Origin of the sequence: Mucilaginibacter sp. OAE612, assembly GCF_041806395.1 — a bacterium.
GTDB classification, from domain to species: domain Bacteria; phylum Bacteroidota; class Bacteroidia; order Sphingobacteriales; family Sphingobacteriaceae; genus Mucilaginibacter; species Mucilaginibacter rubeus.
Window position 1 is genome coordinate 4,656,574 of the sequence record NZ_JBGMUW010000001.1, and the last position, 25,973, is coordinate 4,682,546.

14 protein-coding genes and 1 riboswitch are annotated in these 25,973 nt (G+C 42.6%); all 14 genes read right to left on the reverse strand.

Going from position 1 to position 25,973, the window contains the following annotated elements; genetic code table 11:
* Positions 1–396: 396 nt before the first annotated feature.
* Entirely contained in the window at positions 397–4,584 is a 4,188-nt protein-coding gene (locus ABID99_RS19310) for a two-component regulator propeller domain-containing protein (RefSeq protein ID WP_373614805.1), read from the reverse strand.
* Between the two features lie 173 nt (positions 4,585–4,757).
* Positions 4,758–5,300: an isopentenyl-diphosphate Delta-isomerase gene (gene idi / locus ABID99_RS19315; RefSeq protein ID WP_254780176.1), complete on the reverse strand. Its 543-nt coding sequence runs from the start codon at positions 5,298–5,300 to the stop codon at positions 4,758–4,760.
* A gap of 172 nt (positions 5,301–5,472) precedes the next feature.
* Positions 5,473–6,909 carry a SusD/RagB family nutrient-binding outer membrane lipoprotein gene (locus tag ABID99_RS19320; protein ID WP_373614806.1) on the reverse strand — a complete coding sequence of 479 codons (1,437 nt, stop codon included), beginning with the start codon at positions 6,907–6,909 and terminating at the stop codon, positions 5,473–5,475.
* Positions 6,910–6,915: 6 nt separating this feature from the next.
* Positions 6,916–9,990, reverse strand: coding sequence for a SusC/RagA family TonB-linked outer membrane protein (locus tag ABID99_RS19325; RefSeq protein WP_373614807.1), 3,075 nt, complete (start codon positions 9,988–9,990; stop codon positions 6,916–6,918).
* Positions 9,991–10,434: 444 nt separating this feature from the next.
* Positions 10,435–11,004, reverse strand: coding sequence for a TlpA disulfide reductase family protein (locus ABID99_RS19330; RefSeq protein ID WP_373614808.1), 570 nt, complete (start codon positions 11,002–11,004; stop codon positions 10,435–10,437).
* A 121-nt stretch (positions 11,005–11,125) separates the two neighbouring features.
* Positions 11,126–11,239, reverse strand: a riboswitch (SAM riboswitch).
* 304 nt (positions 11,240–11,543) lie between these two features.
* Positions 11,544–12,332, reverse strand: coding sequence for an isocitrate lyase/phosphoenolpyruvate mutase family protein (locus tag ABID99_RS19335; RefSeq protein WP_373614809.1), 789 nt, complete (start codon positions 12,330–12,332; stop codon positions 11,544–11,546).
* Between the two features lie 234 nt (positions 12,333–12,566).
* Complete coding sequence (locus ABID99_RS19340) at positions 12,567–12,947, reverse strand: nuclear transport factor 2 family protein (protein ID WP_373614810.1); 381 nt, start codon at positions 12,945–12,947, stop codon at positions 12,567–12,569.
* A gap of 71 nt (positions 12,948–13,018) precedes the next feature.
* The gene (locus ABID99_RS19345; RefSeq protein WP_373614811.1) at positions 13,019–13,834 is read right to left on the reverse strand and encodes a DUF6597 domain-containing transcriptional factor; all 816 of its coding nucleotides are present in this window, start codon (positions 13,832–13,834) and stop codon (positions 13,019–13,021) included.
* A 186-nt stretch (positions 13,835–14,020) separates the two neighbouring features.
* Positions 14,021–16,162, reverse strand: coding sequence for a family 43 glycosylhydrolase (locus tag ABID99_RS19350; RefSeq protein WP_373614812.1), 2,142 nt, complete (start codon positions 16,160–16,162; stop codon positions 14,021–14,023).
* A gap of 36 nt (positions 16,163–16,198) precedes the next feature.
* Positions 16,199–18,181 carry an alpha-L-arabinofuranosidase C-terminal domain-containing protein gene (locus ABID99_RS19355; RefSeq protein ID WP_373614813.1) on the reverse strand — a complete coding sequence of 661 codons (1,983 nt, stop codon included), beginning with the start codon at positions 18,179–18,181 and terminating at the stop codon, positions 16,199–16,201.
* Between the two features lie 14 nt (positions 18,182–18,195).
* Positions 18,196–19,155 carry a family 43 glycosylhydrolase gene (locus tag ABID99_RS19360; RefSeq protein WP_373614814.1) on the reverse strand — a complete coding sequence of 320 codons (960 nt, stop codon included), beginning with the start codon at positions 19,153–19,155 and terminating at the stop codon, positions 18,196–18,198.
* 555 nt (positions 19,156–19,710) lie between these two features.
* Entirely contained in the window at positions 19,711–20,883 is a 1,173-nt protein-coding gene (locus ABID99_RS19365; protein WP_176623019.1) for an acyltransferase family protein, read from the reverse strand.
* Positions 20,883–23,096, reverse strand: a complete 2,214-nt coding sequence (locus ABID99_RS19370) for an alpha-N-acetylglucosaminidase (protein ID WP_373614815.1) — start codon at positions 23,094–23,096, stop codon at positions 20,883–20,885. Before ABID99_RS19370 ends, ABID99_RS19365 begins: the two co-directional genes overlap by 1 nt.
* A gap of 287 nt (positions 23,097–23,383) precedes the next feature.
* Entirely contained in the window at positions 23,384–25,861 is a 2,478-nt protein-coding gene (locus tag ABID99_RS19375) for a TonB-dependent receptor (protein WP_373614816.1), read from the reverse strand.
* Positions 25,862–25,973 lie beyond the last annotated feature (112 nt).

Below are 25,973 nucleotides of genomic sequence, written 5' to 3' on the forward strand. Positions count from 1 at the left end.
TTCGGCATCGATAAACTACCGCCCCATTTTGACCTTATTATTTATACACGGTACAAAAGTTTGGTTTAAACCTTGGTTATTGGTAGGGCTAAATTGCGTTTTAAAGCAAAAATGAGTGAGGGGTAAATTCTGAATAAGACAGGGGGTATTTCATAAAAAAGCGCTTAAAAACAGCATTTTGGGCGCTTTTTAAAGAGGGGGTAAATCAATACTGGCAGGGGGACAAAAATAAGTTGTAGTATTTAGCCCCCAAACATTGCTGCGCTTGTCGTCCGCTCATCACTTTGTAAAGAAGGGCCACAAAAACAACTCTTAGCTTAGCTGTGAAACTGAAGCCGAAGGGAAGTTGGTCCGGCGAGGTATGAACCAGGTGAATCAACCAACCGATAAACACGATTAATTCTCCTTAATCACATCCCGGTTCACGTTGTAATTGTTGTGAAATGGCTTACGATATTTCTTAATGTAATCGGACGGATTTATACCGAACAGCTTGTTGAATTGTTCTCTAAAGTATTTGAGGTCATTTAAGCCCACTTTATAGGCCGTTTCGTAAACTGTGCTATCGGTTGTCAGCAAGATCTCGGCCGCCTTACGCAAGCGGATAAAACGGATAAAACTATTTGCAGATTGCCCGGAAATAGATTTGATCCGCTTGTATAAGTTAGAGTGGCTCATGCCTATTTCGGCAGCCAGTGTTTTGATGCTGAAATCCGGGTCGGTTAAGTGCTGCTCAACTATCTGCAAACATTTTTCTAAAAATTCCTTGTACTCCTGCGAAATCTTGAGATCATTTGATTTGTTAAGGGTTATTTCATTATAGAAATACTTCTGCAGGTTGTTCCTGCTTTTCAGGATCCCGTTAACACGGGCCACCAGGATCTCTTTTTCAAAAGGCTTGCTGATATAATCATCCGCCCCTCCTTCAATACCTTTAAGCTTTATTTCGGGCGAGGAACTGGCGGTAAGCAATATCACGGGGATGTGGTTCAGCACAGGATCTTCCTTAATACGGCTACATACCTCAATACCGCTTAACCCCTGCATCATTACGTCGCTTATTACAATATCGGGCACCAGGTGATAAGCAAGTTCAAGTCCATCTGTACCATTATCGGCTTCAAAAACCTCAAATTCGCCTGTAAAAATTTGTTTAAGGTAAGTACGGATCTGTTGATTGTCATCAATCAGCAGCATGGTTTTGGTATCGGAGCTTAAAGCCTCAGAATTTTTGGCTGCGACGGCGTTTTCAGTCTCAACGGCGGCTAATTCACCCTTATTCTCCATTAGCTCATCCAGGAACACCGAAGTTTCGGCAACGTCTTCAAACACAAACTGCTGCCCAAAATGCTCCCTGCCTTTTAACAACGATACATGAAACACCGTGCCCTGCCCCTGCTGGCTGGTATAACCGATGCTGCCTTTATGGTTTTCAATAAACGCTTTAACCAGGTATAGCCCAATGCCAAACCCGCCTGCCATTGGCGCCGAATTTTGCAACTGGTAAAACTTGCCGAATAACTGATCGCCGGTACCCTCGGCTATTCCACAGCCGCTATCCTTTATCTCGATGGTAATTTTATCGTTAAAATCGGCTATTGTACAAGTTACTATGCCATACTCCGGTGTAAACTTCAACGCATTCGAGATGAGGTTAAACAGGGCTATTTCCATTTTTTCCCTGTCGGCATAAATCTCTATCGCATCCCTTTGACTTACAAAATCAAACTGAATATGTTTGGTACGTGCCTGGTGATTAAAACATAAAAACACCTCATGACAAAGCGATACGATATTGAGCCTTACTATTTTAAGCTTATCGGTATCGCTTTCGGCTTTCCTGAACAGTAAAAGCTGGTCAACCAAGCTTAACAAACGGCGCGCATTCCTGTAAATCAGGTGCAGGTTCCCCGAGTAGTCGGTAGCCTCTCCTTTACCAAATAACATATCCTTTACCGGATTAATGATCAGCGTTAGCGGCGTGCGGAACTCATGCGAAATATTGGTAAAAAAAGAAAGTTTACGCTCGTTAAGCTCCTTATCTTTTTCGGCCGAAAGCTGGGCTACTTTAACCTCGTATTTAAGCCTGGTTTGGCGGCTTCTGTAAAGTATATAGTAATAAGTTACAACCCCTGCTGCTGCTATATAAATTAAATAAGCCCACCAGGTTTTATACCAGGGCGGCAGGATCTTAACCTGTAAGGTGGCATAATTATCAAACCACAAGCCATCCTGGTTGGATGCTTTTACCTTGAACGTATATTCCCCGGGTTCAAGGTAGCGGTAAGTTGCAAGCCGCTGATCGCCAACATAGTTCCAGGTTTTATCAAGACCATCCAGTTTATAAGCAAAGCCCCCCTTATCCGGGTAAGTATAATTCAACGAGGCGTACTGGATAGAAAACACCGACTGATCAGGCTGTAACGTGATCTGCCTTGCCTGGTTAATGGCTTCGGGCAATACGGTGCGGTCCTTGTCAAGCCCGCCAACTTCAACCTGCTTACCAAAAATCTGCAAACCTGTTATAATAACTTTTGGTTTATAATCGCTTTGATTTACTTTTTCAGGGTCAAAAAAGTTAAGCCCTTCTGTTCCCCCAAAATACATTAATCCATTAGCAGAATCAAACAAAACAGACCCTGCGTTAAACTGCCCGGCCTGTAACCCATCCGACTGATCATAATTTAAGATCTTATTATTCCGTACATCAAGGTTTGATAAGCCTTTATTGGTACTTAGCCACAATGAACCATCAGATGATTCCTTAATGGCCGATACTGTATTATTAGCCAGACCATTAGTTTCATTAAACTTTTTAAAAACCCGGTTTTGAAGATCGTATGAAATTAGTCCATCGCCCTCGGTTCCTATCCATAACCTGTGTTGTTTGTCGGGATGTAGTGAAAATATCACCTGGCCGGGTAAATTATTTTTTTCATCGGCGGGTTTAAAATACCTGCTGAATTTCTTTTGCCCGGCGTTATAAAAATCAAGTCCCCCACCATAAGTACCAACCCATAAATTACTATTATCATCCTCAGCAATTGATCTTACATCGTACGAAGTAAGTCCGCTATTGGCAGGTGTATAGTTGGTGAAAGTTTTTGTAACGGCATTAAACAGGCACAAGCCGCCGCCGTTGGTGCCAATCCATAAATTTTTATGCTTGTCCTGGTAGATAACCCGTACGTCGTTACCACCCAGGCTTTTGTTATCTGTCTGGGTGTGTAGGTAGTTGACAAACGAATCCGTTTTCTTGTTATATTGCAAAAGTCCCTTTGCATAAGTACCAAACCATAAATCACCATCCTGATCGGTATAGCCGAATAAAATGGCATTGTCGGTAATGCTGCCGGGCTGCCCATCTGCTTTGTATTGCTTTATAAGGGTGCCATTGTGGCTGGTTTTGTAAATCCCCTCGCCATCAGTGCCCAGCCATAAAAAGCCGTCGCGATCCTGGCACAGGCCATAAAACCTTACCAAACTTTCGCCGCTGGCCCCATATCGCTTTTTAGCAATCTTTGAAAATTTCTCCTTAATGCTGCTCACCATGTAAATGCCATCGCCATAGGTACCTACCCAAACATTTTTATCCTTATCTATATAAAGCGTTTGAACAGAGCGCTGTGTAAGGTAATACCCGTCATCGCCGGTTACCGGCTGAAGAAAAAAGTTATTAATGTTGTAGTTGGAGCTTGTACCAATGTTAACTTTAAACAGCCCCCCATCCTGCAGACCTACAAGCAATTGCTTATCGCTATCTTCAATAACTGATATGTATCGTTTACTTTTAATACCCTGCTGACCGGTTTGCAGTAAGGTAAATTTATTTGATTGCCTGTTGTAGTAGCCGAGCCCGCTTCCGGTTGCTATCCACATGTTGTGAAAATGATCTTCAAAAATATCATTGATCCGGGTACCCGGCAGGTTGGCTATTGGAGGGCCTATGCCCGCAAGGTTGGCTATTACACCATCCTTATGACTAAAAACATTGATGCTGCCTTCCTGTGTACCCACCCATACCAGGCCCCTTGAATCTTCGTACAAACAGAGCACCCTGTTACTTGACAGCCGGGACAAATTGGCTTGGGTGTAATTAACAACCTTTACTGACTTGGTATTGAAATAAGAAAATCCCTGCCCATAAGATGTGATCCATAAATTACCATCATGGCTTTGGATGATATTACTGATATCGTTTTTGACGGCCTTGTTAGAGGTGAATTTATAATGGATAAACTTTTCTGTACGGCTATCAAATTTGCTGAGGCCGTTTCTTGACGACACCCAGATACTGCCATGAACATCGCACAAAACCTTTTGTACATAGTTACTGGCCAGCGCAGTTGAATCGCCCAGGCGCGATTTAAAAATCTTAAAAGTTGTACCGTCAAAACGATTGAGCCCATCATTGGTGGCAAACCACATAAAACCCTTATCATCCTGTGTAATGCTATTTACAATACCAAAAGAAAGACCATTTTTTAAAGAATAATTGAGGATCTTATTTTTGATGGGCGACTGCGCATGGGCCGAAGAAATGATCAAAAAAAGAACAAAACAGACAAAGGATCCCTTTTTCATTAACAAGTTGCAGGCTGTGAATTACACAAATAATTGGAAGATTAAAGCTACCTAATTAATTGTAAAGTAAACAATAATATTACAAAAATGTAAAATACCCGTTACAATAAGGGAAGATTTGCTTATTCGGGCTACATAGCAAATTATCAGTCCGGCGTTATTTACGACGACGATCACAGCCCATCAGCGATCTGTAATTGCTGATAATGATCCATTACCTCGTCGAAACATATGGCGAGCCACCTGGTATAATCGCCCGGGTTTTCTTTCAGGTCGACTGCCAGCCGGGCCATCGTTATGTATTTAAATGAGGAGACCTCGTCATGGTCAGGGATCGGCAAAGCATCAGTGATGCCAAAAAACACATGATCGTATTCATTTTCAACCAGGTCGTCCTGGATAGCTGCACAGTAAACAAAAGAAAATACAAAGTTAAGTTCGGCGGCCATTCCCATCTCCTCCTTTAGCCTGCGATGGGCTGCTGTAAATGTGAGTTCGCCGGGCCTTGGATGGCTGCAGCAGGTGTTTGTCCATTTACCACCCGAGTGGTATTTGCCTTCGGCGCGTTGCTGTAATAGCAGCTCTCCTTTTTTATTAAAAATAAAAACTGAAAAGGCACGGTGCAGGCTCCCCTGAAGATGCGCCTCCATTTTTTCCATAGTGCCAATTTCCTGATCATCGCGATCAACCAAAATCACGGTTTCTTCTATCTTCACTCGCTATAATTTGTTACCTTCCTGATGAGAAACGCTGATCTCTGGAATTTCTTGTTTTTTTGTTAATCTTAAAAACAGGGCTAAAGTCATGTCGCAAATTTCAGCTTTATTTTCAATAAAAAACGGATTTCCTTTTGGAGAAACCCGTTTTATTTTATGAAGCGACACTTGTTTAGTTTACATCAAACCAAAGCTTGGTGGTAAGCGCATCAGCTCCCTGTGCTGCCACTGCCGACTGGTAATTAGTTTTGTTCAGCGATTGCTCTGTACCTGGATAAATAAACCTTACCGGTATTTTACCATTCAGTGTACCTGCAACGGCGGGTTGCAGTTGAGGATAATCAAGCCTGCGCCATTCGGTCCAGCCTTCCAATCCCTGGCCAAACAAGGCTAACCATTTTTGCTCGCCAATTGATTTTTTATAATTAGAGGCATCATATTGCACTGCCGGTTGCGCTATATAAGTAGCGATATCAGCGGAAGCAATACTGTATTGTGTCAATGCAGCAGTAATCGCCTGACTGTATAATGAAGCGGCATCTTCGGTAGTAAAACCGCGAGCGGCAGCTTCAGCCCTATCAAACAAGCTTTCGGCATAGCTTAATATTACAGCAGGGGCATGTGGTGCACGAAAATAAGTGCCTGGTTTAGAAGTTTTGGTGAAGCCGTAATTGCTGGCATCGCCCACCAACAAACCGTTTGGCAAGCCAACATAAGTTTGAGGTGTGGGGTCCTGCGTTTTGGCTGCGTATATAGATAAGCGTGGGTCATTGAGTGCAAACAGCTTATCAACTATAGTTTTACTGATACGGTAATCGTCACGGGTATCAAACAGATTGCTTACCGGATTTTGGTTAGGCGAATCTAAATAAACCAACTGCGCGGTTTCGGCATTCGAACTGATGTATGAGCCGCCTTCGGCCTGGATATCTGCAAGCACCTGTTTAGCCTTGGCTGGTTCCCTATCGGCAATTCGCAAGGCGATGCGAAGCCTTAACGAGTTGGCAAACTTTTTCCATGAGGCAATATTATTGCTATAGATCACATCGCCCGCTATGGCTTTGCCCGAAGGATCGAGCGCTGTTTGAGCTGCTTTCAAGTCATCCAGCAAAGCAAAATAAACGTCCTTCTGAGTATCATAAGCCGGGGTAAGATACTGATCGATATTGGTGGCCTGCCTGTAAGGGATATTGCCGTATGCCTCTGTTAATAAACTGAATGCCCACGAACGCAGTACCAGCGCAACGCCTTTGTAATTGGTATTACCCTGGGCATCGGCAATTTTAATGATCTGGTTAAGGTTTACAATGCTTTTTGAATAGCCCGTGCTCCACAGCTCCTCAAATGCACTGCTGGCATAAATATACCTGTCGGGATCGGTATATTGAATCTTAGACCAATATTGTACAAAAAGCAAGCTGGCATCCATGTTATTAGCTACGCCCCAATAGGTATCTGAGGTTGCTTTGGTGGCTGCCGTCAACAGGTAGTCGGGTTGTGCTGTTTGTGAGCCGTTAGGGTTTTTGTTGATCTTTAACAGATCCTTTTTGCACGATGTTACCGATAATAAAACCGCGGCGGATAATATGCTGATATATTTAAGTTTCATGATGCTTTAAAATTTAAGGTTTACGTTAAAACCGATGTTGCGTACAGTAGGCAGGGTAAGATCTTCGAGGCCCTGACCATTGCCTGCATTAAAGGCTGTTTCCGGATCAATGTTCGGCGCGTTTTTGTGGATGATCCACAGGTTACGGCCAACTACCGAAAATGTAGCTCCCTGGAAGCCTATTTTATTCACCAATTTAGCAGGTAAAGAATAACCCAGTTTTACTTCGCGAAGCTTAATGTATGAGGCATTGTAAACAAAGGCTTCATCAATATTAGTAAAGCCTTTATAGTATGATTGCGCAGGGATAATAGTAGTGTTTGGCGAGCCATCAGCCTTTACACCTTTAAATATCATACCATCATTATATACCGTCACCCCGGCAGGAGCAGCGCCGGTTACCTGCACCGCTGGATTTGTTGTTTTATTATCCGGATAGTAATAGCTTAAACCACCATTAGCAGCACCGCGGCCTGGTAAGGTAGAGGCCAATACGCCGGTATAGGTACCAGTACGGTTGGTGTTTGAGTAAATGGATCCGCCGAAACGTGCATCAACCAAAAAGCTCAGGTTAATGCCTTTGTAGGTAAAGCTATTATTGATGCTTCCCAGCCAATTTGGGGTGAACTTACCCAGGTAACGTTTGGTGGTATTAAATACAGGTGTACCGTTGGCATCAATAACGATCTGGCCTGAAGCATTACGCGTATAAGCAGTACCGTACAACGCACCATAAGGCTGACCAAGAGCCGCTACAACCTGCACGGTACGATCCGTTCCAAGTACTACACTTTGCAATCGGCCATCAGCATCAAGCGAAGCTACTTTACTGCGATTTAATGAATAATTGGTGGTAATATCCCAGGTAAAGCTCTTTGATTTAATTGGCGTAAGGCCTAACTGAACCTCAATGCCTTTGTTATTAAGACGGCCACCGTTTATTACTTTTTGGCTGAAACCGGTTGATGAACTTACCTGTACAGTAAGGATTTGGTTAGTGCTATTGGTATTATAACCACTTACATCTAAATGTACGCGATCATGGAAAAAGCCTAATTCGAAACCAGCCTCTGCCGATGTAGTGGTTTCAGGCTTAAGATGATCATTCAGATCAATAGTAGATATACTTTGTTGCGGATTTGAGCCAAAGAGGTTTGAAGATGTATAAACGTTAATTAATTGAAATGGATCTGTCGCCTTACCTACTTTTGACCACCCACCTCTTAATTTAGCATAACTAAGCACATCGCTTTTAATACCTAATGCTTCAGATAATGTTAAACTGCCGTTTACGGAAGGATAGAAATATGACAAGGCATCTGCCGGTAAACTTGACGACCAATCATTACGGGTTGTGAAGTTGATGAACGCGTAATTTCTGAAACCAAGCTGTGCCGAACCAAAATAGCTATAGGTTTTAAGTTTCCCGTAGTAATTTGTAGAGACCAATGGATCACGGGAGTTGCTCAGCGTGTACAAGCCAGCAACTGCAAGTTTCGGAGCCAACTGATCATTATTTTCGGTTGTCCTCACAGCTATGTTACCACCACCAAATACATCAAGCGAGAAATCATTGTTCAGCTTTTTGGTGTATTGTAATCTGGCTTCGGTATTGTTTTCATTTACACTGTAGGCATCCTCTTCGTACGAGCCGAAGGGTGTTCCGTTAGTGCCGTAGGCTACTTTGATCTTACGGCGGTCGTTATAATAATCAGTTCCTGTACGGAAGTTTGCTGATAAGCCATCGATGATCTTATAGTTTAATTCAATACTACCTATTAAGTGATTTTTATGCTGACCAACCGTGTTTTCATAGGCCAGCCAGTAAGGGTTGCTATAGTAACTGTTATTCCAGTTAAAGGTATTACCATTGGCATCCTTGTAATTTTTAAGTCTGTTGATATCAACCTGGCGGCCAAACCAGGTAAACTGCAGCATGGTGCTGGTTGCACGTTTTCCATATGCACCAGGCAGGTTATCAGCATCATCTTTACTGTAATCAACAATTGTATTAACGGTTAATTTATTGTTGATACGATAGCTTGAGTTTAAAGCAAACGAGTTACGCCCTTGTGAAGTATTAGGTACAATACCGGTTTGGTGCAGGTTGTTGTATGATAACCTGAAATCACTTTTATCGCTGCTGCTCGCAATAGCAATGCCATTATTGAGTGTTACACCGGTTTTAAAAAAATCTTTTACGTTGTCGGGGTGTGCCACGAAAGGTACGGCCTGCCCATTTGAATAAAACTGTGGAATCAGTGAACCATCCAACGCAGGTCCCCAGCTTTCGTCAACACCATCGTTAACGCCGCCGCCTTTACCATCTACATAGCTAAATTTCCCATTTGAGCCTTGACCATATTGATTTTGATATTCGGGCAATACCTGTACGTTTGAAAAGCTGGTATTGGAGTTTATAGTAACACCTAATCCTTTTGCCCCTTTGCCTGTTTTAGTGCGGATGAGGATAACACCCGCGGCTGCACGTGAACCATAAAGCGCTGCTGCATTCGGGCCCTTTAATACACTTACAGATTCAATATCTTCAGAATTTAAATCCGAAATAGCATTAGCAAAATCCCTTGAGCCGTTATTCCCTAAAAACTGGCTGTTATCAACTATAACACCATCAACCACAAATAAGGGTTGGTTATTGCCCGAGATAGAAGTTTCGCCACGGATAACGATACGGGATGAACCCATATCGCCCTGGCTGTTGGTAACCTGCACACCGGCAATTTTACCCGCCAGAGCGTTTACAAAGTTGGTTTCTTTGGCTTCAGAGATATCTTTCGATTTAAGCCCTTGCACCGCATAACCCAGCGATTTTTTATCCTTTGAGATATTGAGGGCCGTTATCACTACCTCATTCAGAGAATTTGGTGCTTCAACCAAAACCACGTTTAAGGTAGTTATTCCTTGCGTAATCGGGATCTCCTGGGTTGTAAAGCCAATGTAGCTAACCCTAAGCACATCATTAACATTGGCGTTGATGATAAACTTACCATCAACATTGGTTTGTGCGCCCGTGGTTTTACCTTTAACAGATACGCTGACACCCGCGCAACGGCAACCCATCGGATTTGGCGGTTACCTCCCCGCTTATTTTAACGGATTGCCCCGCAACCGTCTGGACGAGAATAAAAGGCAATATAATTGCCAGTAATAGCTTGTAAATTTTTAACATGATAATTAATAATTGAGATTAATTTTTGATGCCTTTACCGGTACAAAAGACATGGCTATCGCCTTAGCGGGCATAATTTGCCCGGCTCATAAGCCTATCGTAACTGTAAAGAATTGATTAGGGGATGGTAATTATTAAGCTAAGACAAACTGCAGCAAGCCCGCATTTAAACACCATGCATGCTGTAAATGATTAACAGCAACAATGCATGCTTTGCATATTGAGACAGAAGGATTTGCAGATTGACTGGCTTTCCGAAACTAAAGTTTTCTTGTGTAAAAAAGTAGATTCTGTTTTCATAAAACGGGTATTAAATAAGTACTGATAGATTCTTTTTAATTGATGGACGCTGTTTTGTTGTTTACCAAAGCGTCCACAGCTTTTAACATGGACGCAAATTCCTGTTTATCGTACAAGCGGGTGAGGTAAACAATTTTCCCATCCCGATCGATAACCACATTGCGGGTAACACCGCTCTTTTTGCTGGCAAACCGGCCAAAAATCTCAGCACCAGGATCGAGTGCCAACGGATAGCTTATATTCATGACCTGGTGAAAACTTTTTACTTTGTTGAGCGGTTCATCGCGGTCAACGCCTATTAACACAAGGCCTTTATCTTTATAAGCCTGCCAGATCTCTTTTTCCAAATGCGGCATTTCTTCTCTGTATACGCTGCACCAGCTTGCGGTAAACTGCAGTATAACCACCTTACCATGCAACTTCGTTAAAGAAGTTTTTATACCATTGGTCAATACGAGCTCAAAATCGGCAGGAGCAAGATCACCGGTTTTTATGATATAACCGCGGTCGTCAGCTGTCGGATCAATTGCCTTGGTGATCTGCGCAACAGCCGGCAATGTTGTTATGAAAAGCAAACAGGTAAAAAGTAATTGTTTAATGTTCATTGCTATACAGGTTAAACCGTAATATCATCCCGGTGATATTTTCAATATTTTAATTAGCAAGAAAAATGAAGAGGGAAAAGAAGTATACAACACCTTGCACTATACAAGGCCATAGCGTATTACATTATCTTTTCTACCCTATTTTGGGCAGACAGGAATTAGCACCTTTATAACAGTGGGCTTACAGGTTGCTAAGACATCACAGGGCCTTTCCCTCAGTCTTTCTTGATAATTAAAATATTCAAAGAACCGATTTGACGATGCAAATATATATAAATTCTACTAAAACCATAGATTTTATATAATTATTGCAATAAAATGAATTAACACTTTAAAATTCTGCAGGCTTATTTACAGAATTTGTTTACTGATTGGATTAGCTGAAACTTTTTGAAGATAAATTCCATAACAACAAAAAGTCCCTAACGTTCGCTGCCGGGACTTTAACCTAAACTTATTTTGCAGATTATTAAACTACCTTATAATAAGGTAAAACAAGGCAATTAGGTTTTTAATTATTTAGCACTTTTATTCGCCTGTTAACTGGCAGTCCCATTAAAAAGGGCTGCAAAGCTATTTTCGGCTGTTATTTTTTCGATCAAATTTTCCAGTGACCGGTAGATGTTCATATTCAAAAATGGGCCTGCGCTAATCCTTTTAATGCCTGCATTTTGCAACGCTTTAAAATCCGGAAGGCCAGGCATACACATTACGCTAACCGGGAGGCGCGATAAGGCCGTTATTTTTTCAATATCTGCTATTTGGGTAATGCACGGAAAAAACAAACCATGCACACCTGCACCCTGGTAAAGTTTAGCACGGGTCAAAGCGTCTTCCAGTGCGTTAGGTAAACCAAGCAGAAAGGAATCGGTCCTTACATTTATAAATACCTCTACCCCTGTGGCGGTTAACAATGCAGTTATCTGTTTAAGTTTTGTGGCAAAGCCTTCGGCACCAACAATACTTCGCTGGCCATTCACCACTATCGAATCCTCTATATTGATACCCACAACACCAATATTATATAGTTTTGTGATGTTACTGCAGATAGCCTCCGGTGTTTCACCATAACCACCTTCAAGGTCGACTGTTAGCATGGCTGATGTTGTTGCAGCTATGCGTTTAACAACAAAAAGGTAATCCTCAAAACTCATCTCTTCGCCATCTGCAAAGCCTAATGAGCTGGCAACAGCCGCGCTTGATGTGCCGATTGCTTTAAAATTTAATTTATCATAAACCTGGGCGCTTTGTGCATTCCATACATTGCCAATTTGCAAAGGTTCGGTTTGATGATGCAGGGCTAAAAATTCATTGAATCTATTTTTCATGTTCTTGTTTTTATTTTATGCTCAAAATTAGGCTGGGCGCTTTTCTAAAAATTGTATAAAACGGAAGAGATTAGTGAAAGGTGAAAGGTGAAAGGTGAAAGGTGAAAGGTGAAAGGTGAAAGGTGAAAGGTGAAAGGTGAAAGGTGAAAGGTGAAAGGTGAAAGGTGAAAGGTGAAAGGTGAAACAAAAAATGGCCGGATAAATCCGGTCATTTTTTGTTTCAGATAGAGAAAATCAGGCTACGAGATTAGCCTCAGCTCCGAATGCATGATCGATGACAATTTTCCAGCTGCCGTCGGGTTGTTGTTTCATTAACTCTATCCCTTTTGCGGCAATCTGTGTTTTGCCATTGTCGGTGACGCTCCACTCCGACCGGCCTACCGCTACATCGCCCGATTGCAGACAGTAAACGGTTTTGATTTCCATTACTCCCGGAACCGCACAGATGCTTTTAACGGCCTCTTCAAATTGAGCCTTGCCTGATACTTCTTTTCCCGGCTCGGGAAAAATAATACCGTTGGCATCATACACATTCATAACTACATTTACATCTTTGGTGTTAAAAGCGGCTGCAAGTACCGCGTGCACCTCCTGTGGTGTTTTTGCTGATTTCATTTTGTTGTTTTTTTTATATCAGCAAAACTATGTGGCTCGAATAGCCCAAAATTGTATAAAACGGAAGAGTATTAACTGCCCGCTAACGCCTGGTTTATAGGCGACGCCTGAGCAGCAAATGAGTTAGGTGTAAAACCTGTAAAAAGCTTAAATTCCTTTATAAAATGTGCCTGGTCAAAATAACCGGCGCTGTAGGCTACATTCGTTAGCTTTTCTTCATTAGCGCTAACCAGGTTAAGGCTATGCTGAAAGCGGTTTATTTTGTAAAATAATTTTGGCGGTAAACCTGTATACTGCGAAAAAAGGGTATTAAGGTGCCGTGAGGAAATGTTATAACGGCTGGAAATAGACAGGATATTATCGTCGCTGTAATTCTTTTTAAGACTACTGACAATATCCCCGATAAATTTGATCTTCGAATGTTTTTTTTCGGTTGCCGATAAACGGCTCCGCAAATAATCTTCAATCATGGCCACCTTCGCATTCAGATCGGCGGTCTCCAATAATTTTAAATAAAGCGTTCTTAATTTAGGTCCGAATACGTGCGTGGCATCAACGATTTCGTTGTTAAATTCTGATACATTTTCATCAAAAAAGTAAGCAGCCGAATGCGGGTAAAAACGGAAGCCGAGCATAATATTGCGCCCTACAGATTGAATGGGCAAAGGTTTAGTGATCTGGCCCCAAAGTTCAACTGGAGGAGTGGTAAAAAATGTATCACCTTTCTTTGATTTCCAAATTCCGGCACCGAGGTTAAAGATTACCTCCATGGTACCGCTCGGGAACACAATATCATCGTAGCTTCTGTCCGAATCAGATTCATACAGATAGAAGCACTTGATGTAAGGCTGCAGCCTTGGCTCCGGAAGCATCTCTTTGAAAACCATGATTACAAATATAGGATACAACGAAGTCGTCAAATTGTAAAAAACGGAACATATTTTTAGTAGCTTAAAGCGGAAGGCACAAAGCTTAAAGCTAATACGTGTTTAATTTTATATAAAACAAAAGCTGCCATGTGAACCTTCAATACGTTCACATAGCAGCTATACCATTATTTATATAAACCGAGGTTACTTTTTAACCTGTACAGGTTTTATACCTTCATGTGTAGGGGGTACCTGTTTGATCAATCCATTGCCATCAAATTCCATTTTATCAATACATACCTCACGGTTGTATCCTGCGGCATCGCCCATGGTAATGCCTTTGGGGTAGTTGAACCGGTGATAAACAATATACCATTCATCGGTACCCGGGATCTGGATCACTGAGTTATGGCCGGTACCGTAAATACCTTTTGCTGCATCTTTGGCGATAACTGTATTTTGCTCCGGAACCTCTATTGGCCCAAGTGGAGATTTAGAAGTACCATAATGCACACTATAATTAGGGCTCCGGGTATCATTTTCAGACCACATGAAGTAATAAGTTCCATTGCGGTAAAACACGTATGTACCTTCGTTATAATGCGAGTAAGGAGTAAGGATTTTGGTAGTACCCGGTTTTAATGAAATCATATCATCGTTTAACTCGGCCACTGCCATATAGCCATTGCCCCAGTACAAATAGTTTTTACCTGTTTGCGGATCGGCAAAAACATCGGCGTCAATCTGCTGTCCGCCTTTAACACCTTCAGGCAATTGTGCCACTAAAGGTTTACCCGAATCTGTAAATGGCCCAGCCGGGTCATTTGCCGTTGCCACCCCTATTTTTTGAGCGGCGGCAAAATAGTAGAAATATTTATACTCGTTGCCAATCTTTTTTTCGATGATACAAGGAGCCCAGGCATTCTTTTTTGCCCAGCTCACATCCTGCGGCAAATCAAGAATTTTACCCTCATCTTTCCAGTTCACCATATCATCTGAAGAAAAAGCCTTAAAATACTTGCCCGACCAACCATCAAAGCCGTCGCTGGTAGGATAAATATAGAATTTGCCTGTTTTTTCGGCGTACAGGATCTCCGGATCGGCATAGTATCCTGCAATAGCCGGGTTATGGGTTTCCTGGGCAGTAACCTCAAAAACCTGCGCTTTTTTACCTGCTATAGTTACAGAATATTTAACCGGGCCTTTGGTAAAATCCTGTGGTTTTGCCGGGCTGATAGTAACACCTGGAAACAAGGTAAAATGAGGATCAAATGATTTTAAATCAGTACCCGGCATTACAGGCAGGTGAGCTTTATGGTTCGCCGTATCTAAAACAATATTGATGGTTTTAATTTGCTTGTTTATCGGTGAAAGTATGACATCTTCCGGCGTTTCCCATTTAGCAGTCAGTGCAGCGGCTTCCTTTGAAGTTATTGGCATCACCGTACCGTGGCGCGGATGGAAATTCATGGACACCTCGTCGTCAATCAGTTTAAAGTTTTCAAGATCGGTTGTCTTGGTAAATTGGTATTTACCTTGTGTATATAGGTCATACATCAAAATATAACCGCTGCCATCGTTTAATTTAAAAGTACCCGCCCCTTCTACCGGGTCTTTGGTTTGCTGTACGTATTTATCACGCAATACATAGCCAGAAGTTAGCTTATTCGATACGGCTATTTTTATACCTGCACCTGATCCCTCTGTTTTGAAAAACAGGTAGTATTTATTGTTTTTATAAACAATATCCCCGTCTATACAGGCACCGCCATCCGGCTTAAAGAAAAGCTGTTTAGGCTCGGTTGTAAGGCCTGTAAAATCTTTATTGGCATAAGCATAATAGATCTTGTCTGCCTCTTCGCCAAAACGCATCGACCAGTAGATCATATACTGTTTCTTCTGCGGATCATAAATGGTTTGCGGTGCCCATACCCTGTTCACACCTGCAAACTTTGCAAAAGTTTTGGTGATGTCAATTGTTTTAGAGCTCCAGTGTACCAGGTCGGTTGATTTTAGCAATACCATTGAATAATCCGGTCCCCAGCCATATTTTTCGGTGTTCATGTCTGTGGCTACCATATAAAAAGTTTTACCATCGGCAGCACGCATGATATGCGGGTCGCGTACACCGCCGGTAGCACTGATATCAGCCGAATTTAAAACAGGGTGATTGTTATTCAAGGCGCGAAAATGATAACCATCATTACTCAAGGCAAAACGAATTTCTTCGCCGCCTTTACCGCCTGTAAAATAAGTAAACAGGTAGGCGCTGAACTTTTGCTGCGGCTGCGCTATGACCGCCGTGTAAAAGCTGACTAAAACGCCCAGTAAAACTATTTTTTTCATGTATAATGATTTGTTTTTTTCGAATATTCAGGATAATTATTTGTGCTTTTCTATCTCTCTGCCGCTAATTCTGACAACCGTCAATGAATAGGCAGGTACGGTGAAAGCCCACTTCTTTTGCAATTTTATTACTGATGATTGTGGGACGATGGCTTGCGAATTATCGGCAGAATTCTTCACCTCCGGATTGCCTGTAATAACAGTAAGTGTTGCCGACTTGGGCAGTTTGTTAATTTTTGACAGATCAGCCTCTCCCGAAACGGCTGCATTACCTGCATTGGCAATCTTCAGAATAACATCTCCTGTCGCGGAGTCGCGTACGGTTGAAACACCCGCGGTAGTGTCAATAACCGCTTTTTCACCTTTAAGCTTTATTACACCCGGCAAATACTCATTGCCCGAATTAGCAGCAAACTGCTGCTGAATGTAATAGTTAACCGTTGGAAAAACCTTATTGCCATTAAAATATATCAAATTGGGGTTCCATGAAGTGTGGCCAATCCTGGCAATAAGCGGTGCGTATGACGCCATTCTAACCACATTTCCGTTACGTTCTAAACTAGTCATGTAAACCGCTTCTGATAAGGCATTGAACAGGGTATTACCCCACGAAGCATATTCGCCTATATAAACTTTTGACCTAAGCCTGTTGTATGCATCATAACGTTGGGTGTTTTTTAAAAACCATTGCGGCTTTTCATAGTAATGTTCATCAACAATACCAACCGAAAGCTGATCGGCCAGTTTCCAGCCTTTCTCAAAGTCATCGCCGCTAGGGCTCGGGCCTACCGTACCGATGATTTTAATTTCGGGATGGGCCTTGTGCACGGCATCATAGATCATTCTGAAACGCTCTTCAAATACGCCGGTGATCTTATCTTCATTACCTATACCAAGGTATTCCAGGTTAAAAGGTGCCGGATGACCCGCCGCGGCACGTTTTGCGCCCCAGGTAGATGTAACGGGCCCGTTGGCATATTCTACCAGATCGAGTACATCCTGTACATAGGCTTTCATTTCTTCCATCGGGATACCTTTTTGCCCGGTAGAACCTATCCTCCACGTACCGCCAGAGTTTTGACAGCTCACTCCTGCCGCAAGTACAGGAACAGGCTTTGCACCGATATCCTCACAAAACTGAAAATATTCAAAATAACCTAAACCTGCTGTTTGATGATAATTCCAGATGTTACGTTGCTCTACCCGCTGCTCAACCGGGCCGATGGTATTTTTCCAGCGATAAATGTTGGCGACGCCATCCCCATGGGTAAGGCAGCCGCCGGGAAAACGCATAAACTTTGGTTTTATATCGGCGATAACCTGCGCCAAATCAGCCCGCAATCCATTTTTATGATTTTTAAAAGTTTCCTCCGGGAACAATGACACCATATCTATCCCGATTTTCCCTTTCGCTTTAATCAACAATACCAGTTTGGCACTGTCGTTGTCAAAATTAACATGAATCTGTTCGGCATATTTTTTCCAGCCTTTATCAGATGTCGTAAATGAAGAAGAGCCTAATTCTTTACCCTTCCTGTCAACCAGGGCGACCTTTACAGGTAAAGACTGATCTGAAATCACATTTAAAAAAACGGAAAAATCATAGTTTTTACCCGCCTTTACAGGAATCCCGTCAAACCCTGAATTTTCGAGCCCAACTCCCTTTTGCCCTTCATCCTGAATATCAAGTAAAATATAATGCGGGTTATTGGGGTGAACTGGAGCAGCCGTTTCTACAGAAATGGTACCATAACCAAACCCATCTGTTTGGTATTTCCAGGCGGTCATCGAGTTCCAGTCACGGTTATCGGCCGGGTTATATTCAAATGAGCGGTTCTGGATAAGTTCGGCATAAAGGCCTCCATCTGCCGCATAACTTAAATCTTCAAAAAAGATCCCGAAAAGGTCAGGACTAATCTTTTTGGGTTTTGTGGCATCTGCTTTTTGCTGCGCAGAGGCTCCAAACCAGGTAAATGCAAGTGTTAATAACAGCGCTGTATAGGCTATTTTTTTCATCATAACAGGTTATAGGGTTAATTGAACTTTTGTACTCCTTTAGTGCTTACCTTTTTAATATTACCATCCGCATCAAAATTTAAACTATCAAGGCACAGCTGTCGTAATACAAAGGATTCTTTTTGCGGAAAAATGCGGTGGTATAAAATATAGCGCTGTCCTTTTTCAACAAAGGTGGTATGGTGGCCGGGACCAATCACAGTACTATCGGCAGACGTGTTCAATATAACCCTGTGTTCATCCTCAAGGAAAGGACCCAGCGGACTGTTTCCTTTAGCGTAACCCACCTGGTAAGTGGCATCGATGGCTTTACCTTCCGAAAACATGAGGTAATAAGTTTGGTTACGTTTAATCATATGCGCACCTTCAAAAAAATGAGGCGTGGTAATGTCTTTCGGCACCCCGTCAAACGACACCATATCATTCTTTAGCTTTACAGCCATACAATGTCCGTTGATCCATTTATATCCTGATCCCCAATACAAATAAGCACTGCCGTCACTATCAATAAAGCAATCCGGATCGATATTATGCACCTGCGGATAATCTGTAGATTTTACCATAGGCGTATTGTCGCTCTTTAAATTTTTCCATGGACCAAGCGGTGTATCGCTTACACCTCCCCAAACTTCACCGCCCACGGCTACATACATGTAAAATTTGTTGTCCTTTCCTTTTACTACAGATGGTGCCCAAACCATTTCATTGAGCGAGGCTGGAGTAGTGCAGGTTTGTTTGGTAGGCCAGTTGATATGATGACGTGTAAACTTAATAAAATCAGTAGTTTCCAGCACAGCCAGCTCTTTATCGCCCCAGGGATCAATTGTGGCATAAATAAAATAGCGGCCTTTATCTTTCACAATAGTTGGATCGGCGAAGTATCCCCCGGTTATTGGATTTGGGATCATTTGTTTTTGCGCACGTGAAGCTGTGCCAATCAAAACAAGTGTAAAAAAGAAAAGTATGCGCCTGGTCATAATAAAGGTAAAAACAATTCAATATTAAGTGTTATTTTAACAATTAACTAATTTAATACGATTTTATCTTAATTATTTTTCTGATTTCGTCACTCGCAGACTCAAGTTAGCTTACAAATTAATAGTCAAATGGCTATAGCTAATTGAGTAACCAGCGTAAGTTGAACCCCTCTGGGGTTCGGATAAGAGGTTGAAAATTGTCTACTACAACCCTTTTCCCCCTCTGGGGGATTTTATAAACTGATAAACGATACTAATTGAAATGTACTTAAGGACAGGTGCACCAGAGGGGGGTTTTTATAATTTGACAAATGATATTAATTGAGATGTTCTTAAGGACAAGTGCACCAGAGGTGCAAAAGGTTTGTAGCATAAAAAATTATAGAAATATCCTTTGCCCCAGAGGGGCAAAACAACACGCATTGCAGATTAAACAACAATGCATCTTTAAGGGAAAATTTAAACTTACGAGAGCCGTTGAAAGAATTCAAACTACTTTGACCTTGCATGCGGGAGACGCAATTATGTGTCTCTACATTCAAACAGCTTCTTAGTTTATATTTTCAGGAAAATCTTATTTCGGTATAAAAAGTACAACAAAGCAAGCTGTACAAATACAATAGATATAGCGGCCCACACCGGTTGCCAGCTTTGAGCAAGATGACTTATTATTCCCCCGAACAAAAAATTAGCTGTATGCTGAAAATCAACCATCCCTTCAGATGCCAGGTAGATCAGGATAGAGTTTACCCCGATGAGCACAAAAGGGAATGCCCATTTTTTGTATCCGGCAACGTCAATCACGAGGTAAAATACAGACAGGAAAATCAGGCTCCATCCACCTACAAACATTACAAACGAACTTGTCCATAAACGTTTATTGATGGGGAAAGCAAGATTCCAAAGCATCCCTAACCCGATAAATAAAATACCGGCTGCTAATAAACAAACACCCTTTTTCCACATTGGCCATTTTGCAGATTCCAGCTTCAGGAACTGGCCTGTAAAAATCCCCAGCATGGCGGTACCAATAGCGGGAATGGTAGATAAGATACCTTCAGGGTCATGCACCTTATCATGCAGGCGACCGGGAAGTAATAAACGGTCGATGTAAGATTCCAGGCTGCCGTTCATGGTTAAAACCCCTGCCCCGTAACCAGGTACGGGGATCAGTTCCATGGCAGCCCAATAGCCCAGCAGTAAAATGCCAAACCATAAAATTTGCCCCCGGGTACCAAAATTCAGATAAATTACACCCGCAAAAAACCAGGCCAGGCCGATACGTCCAAGCACACTCGCAAAGCGTGTATTCTCTAAACCGTTAAACTTAAACAAGCCGTTAACAACCACCCCTAAAAACAACAGGATAATGGTACGCCTGATCATGGAGCGATAAATTTCGCCTTTGGCTGAGGACGGCAACAGATATGGGTGAGCTACCCCATGTTTAGCAACTTTGTTGCCCATTGAATAAGGCATGGAAACCCCGGCAATAAACAAAAACAATGGAAAGATCATATCATAAAAGGTGATCCCATTCCATTCGGTATGATGTAGCTGTCCCGACATCCATACCAACAGCGGCCAGCCGGTAGCTTTAGCAAGCGCATGCACTACCCCTTCCCCACTCATGATCCAAAACATATCAAACCCACGAAGGGCGTCTAACGATAATAACCTTGCGGGCTTTGCCACGGTAGTTGCAGATTTAGCTGTCGATGTATCCATTACTTAAGATCGTTACCCATGTTTGTTCTGTATTTTTCATAAAGCTGCTTTGCAACAATGGTGCTGCTGCCGGCAGGAGCAACGGGATAAGTTTTGGATGAATTAACCCATTGCCATTCCCAGTTGCTTATCGATTTATCAAATTGTTTAAAATCGGGTTCTTTACCTGTTTTAAATGATCCCTTCAATAAATCAAAGAATTTTTGCCAGCGTACTTTATAAAAGTCATTGAGCAAACCGCTCCACTGCCTGCACGAGTATTCATGCAATGGACTATCAGCACCGCCCCAAAGCGTTATCAGGTTACGGGCATTTTTTTCATAAAGCGCCTTTTCACCGGGGGTAGTTCCCCAGCTCCGGGCATCGGCTATCCATGGGCCCAGCATAAAATCTTTGCGGGTAGCCAGCAGCCTGTCCATATCTGTTATCAGGTTAAGGTATTCGACCGTATACTTGTCAAAAGCCTTTTCATCCCTATCCTTGTAGGCTTTGATCCATTTTAGCTGCAGCGGCCTGCCGTAATTAGCTAATATCTGCCGGGTTACATCTACCAGATCGTAGTTAAAACCGCTGCTTTGTCTGCATACAGGGATGGCGGCAATCATTTTATCCCAGGCAGGCAGCAGGTCTTTGCGGTTGTAATTTAAACGGGTACGTGTCCATATAGCGGCCGAATCAAGCGTTGGCCTGCCGGTAATGATCGATTCAGCACCATCACGAATATCCTTGCCGTTAAAAACGGTAGTCCTGAGTGTTTGCCAGGCATCAAGCGCATCCTGGCTTTTTACACCATAGCGGTTAAACAAGTACTCCGGCAGCCATTGATCAAGGTCAATTGGCTTGTTTTGCCAGGTATGCTGCGTCATCAGTTCATAAAGCACGGGGGTTTGTTCAATGGCCTCCATTGTTAAACCAATGCCAACCATTTTCCCCGATTTAGGATCATTAAGGGCCTGCGCCGGCTGCGTTGCTACCGCCTCTATCCTGCCAAACAAGCTATTGTTACCGCCATAGTTATGCAGCATGTTCCAGATCCAGGGTTTGCCGTAAAATGCTTCAGTCCGTTTCCATATCGGTTCATAATCGGTATTGAGGTCAAGTACGATCATATGATCATCAGGTACAGCATTCAGTAGCGCTTTGATCTGCTCGTTTTGCCAGAATTTACGGTCGCTAAAAAATAACCAGCCCTGCATTACCCAAACAGCTTTCGGATCGGCCCCTTTCATACCGTCATAAACCCTCGCGCTTAGTTCCGAAAGAAATTTAGGATCGTTTGACGGCGGCTCATTTTCGTTAAAGGTATCGGCAGAGTACAAATGATCGGTACCATAAACCCTGGTTTGCTCCTGTATAAATTTCTTTCCGATCTCCGCAAATAGCGGGTCTTCCGAATCCAGGATATAGGTATCGGCAAAGCCGTTGTTCCAGTTGGTTTGCTTTAGTTTGGCGTTGGGGAAATGTTTTTTAAACGATGCCGGCACGTGACCTGTAAATGCGGGTAGTACCGGTTTTATACCCAGTTCGCGTTCGCGCTGCAATATTTTGATCTGCAAATCCCGGTGACTGGTTATCCAGCTTGCGGGCAACGGACCGTCCCATTTATCTATATTGCCCATATAAAACCAGCCAAAATATGCGGGGCCGGTAAAAAAGTCCTGCATATCTTTACTGCTAAAGCCCATGCCTTTATAAACTTTATCCCACACATACTCCTGCCCGGTTATGGCCAGCGGCATATTGATTCCGTGCAGCGCCATCCAGTCAATTTCCTTTTCCCACCGTTTCCAGTTCCACCAGCTCATACTGTAGCTATAGGTACAATAGTTAAGATAGTACCGGTATTGGTAAGGCGTAGTTTTATGAACCCTTTGAGCTGGTATAGGTAACTTTACGGGAAGGTTCAGATTTGTACCGTTCCAGGTGATTTGGCAATGTGCATATTCGGTGAGATAATAGTATAAGGCCGATGCCACTGCGATACCATTATTGCCCCTGAGTACAATTTTGCCTTTAGCACCTTCTACTTCAAAAACATCTTTGGCTTCATTTTCAGAAAGCGGTTGAACAACAAAATTTTGTGCATGACCGGGCACCACCCGTTTAATTAAATCATAAGAAGCCGGCACTTGCAATTGCGCCTGAGCGCTGATCACCCCACCGCATATGCCACACAGCAGCATACAAATGAAAACCTTTGTTTTATATATCATTTACTTTAGATATTTTTATGATTATTGAGTTTTAGGCACATCGCCCGATAAATTTTGAAATCATTATCGCACACTTTCACGTCCCCTTAGGGTCTCTCGCAGAGGACCCTGAGGTTCAGCCGCGTTCTATACTTCTTCGAGGGCATTCAGAACGGCGAATTTGCCCGGTGTATACATCAGGGTCCTCTGCGAGAGACCCTGATGGCACGTTATTATCGCACGCTTACATGATGTGCAGAAACACAAGGCAATAAAAACAAAAAAAGCCATATTTCATTAAAAATAAATCAAAAAGGAAAAACAGCTTTAAAACTGATATTTCGCCCGATATTATAAATACCCAGGTGCCTGTTCGGCGACGACTGGTAATATTCAAAATACTTTAAACGGTTAAGGTTGGATTGATAGGCTTTATCAAACAAATTATCCACCTGTAAAAAAAGCTCGCAAACAGGCTTGTTCGATTTATTTTTGATAGTAGTGCCTGCTCCGATATTAAAGAGGGCGTAACAGGGCGTAGCTGTCTCCGTGTTATCCAAAGCATAAAAGCGGTTTTGGGTAGTATAAGCATCCATCTCGGCCTTAAAGTAAATCTTAGAAAAAGCACCATACGCTTTCTGAAAACTCGCCTTAAATTCCGACCGGATATGCAGTGGCGGGATAAATGGCAGATATTTAGCTGCGCCGTTAGATTCATCAATAAGCTGTTTATTGCCGTTGATTCCCGTTACATAAGCCAGGCTGTTGTTAAAAGCCAGCCATTTAACATTTTGGGGATGCACATTTAGCGTAAACTCGGCCCCATACAAGCGGGCACTGCTTTGCTGGTATTGATAAGTGCTGTTACCCGGTACAATCACCACAGGATTGCCATTGGCATCAGTAAGTTTAGCCTGGTAAATGTAATTATTGATGTGATTATTAAACAGCTCGGCAATTAGGTCAACATCTTTCAGGTAGGCGATGAAGCCCAAGTCCTCCTGCAAACTAAATTCGGGATTGAAGCTACGGTTGCCTAAATATACGATATGTGCACCTGGGTCGAGCCCGTTCGAGCCTATTTCAGTGATATTTGGCGCACGATACCCCCGGGCAATATTAGCCTTAAACAACAAGCGTTCGCTAATATTATAAGTTATCCCCAAACTCCCTGAAACACCCTGGTAAACATGCTTAAAAGCCGGAAACTGTAAATGCGCACCTGCCGTATCCGGCAATTTCACATGCTGCTCAAACCCGTTTTTGGAGTTTGGCCCCACATAAAAATCATTCCAGCGGATGTGCCTGTTATCATACCTCAAGCCGCCCGAAATATCAACTTTTCCGATTTTTTTTTTTGCGAAGAAAAAAGTCCCCGCATCAAACAGGTTATAATCCGGGATGGGGAAGTCAGTTGCCGTTTTACTGCGATTAGTTTGGTACATGCCGTTTACACCAAGGGTGCTTTCAATACCTGCAATAGTTGGCAAATTGTATTTCAGATCATAATTAAGTGTATTAAGCACTACGTACAATCCCGGCTGATCTACCTGTGTGGGATGATTATATTCTCTGCGGACGCTTTGCTGCAGCCCGAACGAAGCATTGATACTGCTTCCTTCGCCCAACTTAAATTCATTATGCGAGTAAATTCGATAATGCTGAATGCGCTGATGTAGTGGCGTTATGCTGTATGATCTTAACTCATCGTTACTAACAATTGGCCGGTTCCTGATATTGTCTGTACTACTTTCGGCTATTTGTTTGGTAAACTGCCTCGTAAGCGAATCCCTGCTACCGTCAGGAATTTCCTGCCGATTATCATAAACTGTAGCGGCAATTTGCGAGTACCCCCAGTTTTTATCAACCCTCGCCATGCCCGATAGATTAAACTCGCGGAAACCTGTATTATATACATAACCATCAACGCTGTTATGATAAGCATGTGCGGCTTTTGCGGTAGCCCGAAAGGCGTACCGCCAGTCGTTCTTCTTATAAGATAAACCCAATGAGGTACCGATCATTCCATTGTTGGTATGGTAATCGGCAGTATAGTCACCTTTCAAAACATTGTTTTCGCCAGCCGGCAGATAAGGGATTATGTTGATCACTCCCGCCAGTGCATCCGAGCCATAGGTTAAACTTGCCGGTCCTTTCACTACTTCTGCGCGACCAATACCGTACTGGTCTATCTCAATACCGTGTTCATCGCCCCATTGCTGTCCTTCCTGTCGCACACCATCATACAAAGTTAAAACTCGATTGTAGCCCAATCCCCTGATAAATGGCTTGGAGATATTAGGTCCGGTAGTAACCGCGTTAACCCCCGGCACCCCTTTTACTATAGCATCAATAATGTTGTTATTTACATTCTGATCCATCTCTTTCCGGGTCATTACCGCGATAGGTATGGGATTACTTCTCAATTCTGTTTTCCGGGATACTCCAGTCACAGTTACTTCATTCAATTTAGAACTGCTTTCCTGGAGATTACCATTCAATACGGTAGCTTCCTCCGGTTTTACGCTTACATTGTAACGCCCGGTTACATACCCGACATTAGAAAACACAACCGTGTATGTACCTGCCGGAACGTTTTTCAAATGGTAATAACCCTTATCATTTGTTGTACCCCCAATAGAAGTTCCGAAAAGGGCAACGGTAGCAAAAGAAAGCGGTTCACTACCCGCGGTAAGCTTTCCCCTGAGGGAACCATGCTGGGCAAAAACCACTACCGGCATTAACAAAAGAGACAGTAAAAACAACACCTTCATTCGCTTTGGCATATTGTAAACAATATACAAAACAAATAAAAAAAATTAGTCTTACCTAATTTTTATATCAAAGCGCATGAAATAACTTCATTTATCAGCCTGATAATAACCAAACTGTAAACAG